At 59.6% G+C, this 3,282-nt stretch carries 2 protein-coding genes and 1 pseudogene; 1 reads left to right on the top strand and 2 read right to left on the bottom strand.

The window, feature by feature from the left end; all coding sequences use genetic code 11:
- Positions 1–489: 489 nt before the first annotated feature.
- Together AC1DO7_RS40495 and AC1DO7_RS40500 are read right to left on the bottom strand one after the other, a co-directional pair.
- Positions 490–909 carry a BON domain-containing protein gene (locus AC1DO7_RS40495; protein WP_441620479.1) on the bottom strand — a complete coding sequence of 140 codons (420 nt, stop codon included), beginning with the start codon at positions 907–909 and terminating at the stop codon, positions 490–492.
- A gap of 648 nt (positions 910–1,557) precedes the next feature.
- Positions 1,558–2,025: an RcnB family protein gene (locus tag AC1DO7_RS40500; RefSeq protein WP_441620481.1), complete on the bottom strand. Its 468-nt coding sequence runs from the start codon at positions 2,023–2,025 to the stop codon at positions 1,558–1,560.
- A 457-nt stretch (positions 2,026–2,482) separates the two neighbouring features.
- Here AC1DO7_RS40500 and AC1DO7_RS40505 point away from each other — a divergent pair.
- Positions 2,483–3,085 (top strand): annotated as a pseudogene (locus AC1DO7_RS40505) (IS6 family transposase); the annotation flags it as partial.
- Positions 3,086–3,282: the final 197 nt, after the last annotated feature.

Below are 3,282 nucleotides of genomic sequence, written 5' to 3' on the forward strand. Positions count from 1 at the left end.
GCCTCCTCATATCGTCTCCGACATGCGGGACTGTCTCGTGCAGGACTGTCTCGTGCAGGGCAACCGCCCCCGCGTGGAGTTGGACGCAAATCAAGATCGCCTCATCGTTAAGGCGGAATCCAAATCGCAAAAAAACTAATGTGCGGGGCCGCAGTGCTGTTGCAGGAGGCTTTTCCATAAATTTCTACGGCCCCCTGACACAATTGATCCTGACCCTCACCCCCGCCGACGGACTCACTCGTACCCATCTCCGACAATGCGAGGATCAGCCTGCGACATAACGGCCCGGCCTTAGGCGCGCGCCGACACCGAGCGAAGGTGGTCAGCCAAACGACCAATAGCGATGCTTCGTGCGCTCCATTACCTTCCTATCTGCATTACTTTGCTGGAAGGCCCGCCGCTGCCATCAAGCGCCCGGCGGGAGGTTCAATCGCCCCATCAACACGCCAAGCATCGCCGGGGGCGTTTTCCTGCGAAAGGTGCGCGATACTATTTCTCGACCTCAAGGCCGTCCACGACAGATTGCACGCCCTCCACTGTTCGGACCGCATTCAAGGCCGTCAGCTTTTCGGTGTCGCTTTGCACCTTGCCATTGAGCTGCACGATGCCGTTCTCGGTACTCACCCGCATCCGGCCTGATCGAAGCCCGGAGGCTAGAAGCTGCTCTCTCACCTTCATGGTGATTGCATTGTCGGAAACGTTTGTCGCGGGTGCTGCGATCGGCGCGGACTTCATGATGCCGCCGCCAAACTCACCTTCTGGGGCTCCGACGGGTCTATTATTTATGGCGGGGACGCCCTCCGTTACCGTCGGCAATCTGGGCGCATCTGTCCCGGCGGTTACCTCGCCTGCGGTCGCAAGCAATCCCGCAAGACTAGCGAGACACATCTTCACGATAAGTTTCATCATCGTCTCCTGTAATGCCTCCCAACTCGTTTCATATCGCGCTCGTCCCAACAGCGCTATGGCCTCCCTATAAAGACGGACAATCTCGGGAAGCGGGGAGTTCCGCCAGTGCATGATGCCGATCGAGCCGACAGCCAGAAATGTAGGATTACGCTGACGCCGGAATCCACGAGACCGCCCTACACTCTAGTTGTATGGATAATGGGTGGGCCGTCGGCTTATTGGTGATGCTCAAGTTCCGCGCCAGGCTTATAGGGGGTAAGGAGGACGAACAGATTCACTTTCGCGCCTCGGGCACCTACCCAAAATGTCGCTTGCGAGGTCGCTATAGAGACCAGGTGATCGATGTGACCGCGACGGACTTCTTTCAAGCCCTTTGCCAAATCCGAGAGGTATTAGCGGCGTGTCGCCTGTACCCACAGTGCTACGGGTCTAGTCTAAATGTGTACGCGAAGCGGCGCGTCACGTCGAACGGTTTTCGCTCCTTCAGGATATTAGGAAGATGCAACAATTGGGACAACTCTCGGGTTCAGAATCGGGACGACTGATCTGCGACCTTTTAGCGAAACTCAGCCCTGCCAGGCCTAGCTTTCCGATCCGTCCATTTTTTTGGCGTCAATTCACATCTGCCGGCTTTTTGTTGCCCGCGACCTAGCGCCCGATGACCACCTGGAAGACCACGCCGGTCGGAACGGCGACCAGTAGGTAATCCCCGCCAACCCCCACCCACTGGTATCCGCGCGGCGGAGGCGATAGCCGATAGGCGCGCCAGTCATCGACCACGTACTGACGGTGACGGTATTCCGACGGGATCCTTTCACCCTTTTGCCAATGGCCAGGGCCCGGGCGATCAGCGCGACGGTCAGGGCCGTACCCTCTGTCCATCTGCCCCCTGCCCCTGTCACCTTCCCAACCTATGTCACCTTGCCGGCCGTGGTCACCGTCCCGACCGCGATCGTTGTAGCCGTGCTGGTTATCGTGATTTTGACCCTGATCGTGACCCATGGGGGGCCTTCCGCGATCATCTCCACCAGGACCCCTATCCTGGGCATAGGCGGCAATCGAAATGACAGTGCACGCCGCTAGCGCCAGGCTGGCGAACATCTTGATCTTCCGCATCTCGATCTCCAGAGGCTATGTAATTGAGGACCCTACCATTCAGTCTATTCCGGGCTCCGGAGGCTACTCGTAACGAAATCGTAATGCGTATTCATCACATGGCCTCGCGCACTCGCTAGCGAGGCGCTAGTATCGCTGCCCGCCCTGCCACCGGTCTCTGTCGCTACCGTCGTCCCGGTGATCGCTCCGGTCGCGATTGCCGTGGTCCCGGTCGTGGTCCCCTCGGCCATCTCCGCCGTAGTACCCGCCACCGCCCCGGTGCTCATCTCCATAGGGCGCCACAACGCAGCCACTGAGCAATGCAATGGAAGCGGCAAGCAACACAAGGATGAGCTTCATAAGGTTCTCCTATTCAACTTCGTTCTTTCTTCAGGGTACGCATTGGATTGCCGGTTGAATGTAGGAAATGGGCTCTCCCACAACGAGGATTCCTCCTACAACGAGCCATGACGACAACCTGAGCCTGCGCGAGATTGAGGAGCTGCTGTTCGAGCGCGGTGTGATCGTCAGCTACGAGACGATCCGCCGCTGATGCGACAAGTTTGGCGCGGCCTTTGCGCATCGCGCCAAGGCTGCGCGCCGCAAACCAGGCAGCACGTGGCAACTGGATGAGATGCTCGCGACGTTGCGTGGCGAGCCCTACGTGCTGTGGCGGGCCGTCGATGAATATGGTGCCGAACTCGACATCCTGCTGCAGAAGCGGCGCGACAAGGCCGCCGCCCGACGCTTCTTTCAGCGCGTGCTGCGTTCCTGCCCGGCGCCACGCAAGATCGTCACCGATCAACTGCGCGGCTACCCAGCCGCAAAGGCCGAAATCTCGGAGCTGGCCAGCGTCAAGCACGTGTTCGTGAAGGCCCCCGCCCGCGTGAACAATCGCGCCGAGAACAGTCATCAGCTGACCCGCGAACGGGAGCGGCGCATGCGCGGATTCCGCGACCCAAGGCGCACGCAGGCCTTCCTGCCGAACTTCGGCCTGATCTGGCAGCATTTCGCTCTCAAGCGTCATTTGCTGCGCGCTTCGCTTTATCGCAAACTCCTCAACTGCACACCGCCGAGATGAGTACGGGTCAACGCCCCGCCTATTGAAAACCCGGCTTCAGGCCGCTTGCGCCAGCGCCTTGTACCCTGCAACTCTTCAACATAGCCGCGGGTGCTTTCCATCTTGCGCCTGCCGAGAACTCAGCCCACAGCGGTCTCTAGCGCAGCTTCGTATTGCCCCAGGCAAGCCATGCCATTCATCCGTGAGCGCTGCAGTAG

It is taken from the genome of Cupriavidus sp. 05N40 (genome assembly GCF_056397305.1).

What these genes read in the sequence shown, in the direction of transcription:
- AC1DO7_RS40495 (WP_441620479.1), bottom strand. Translation starts at nt 909, where the DNA reads ATGATGAAACTTATCGTGAAGATGTGTCTCGCTAGTCTTGCGGGATTG.
- AC1DO7_RS40500 (WP_441620481.1), bottom strand. Translation starts at nt 2,025, where the DNA reads ATGCGGAAGATCAAGATGTTCGCCAGCCTGGCGCTAGCGGCGTGCACT.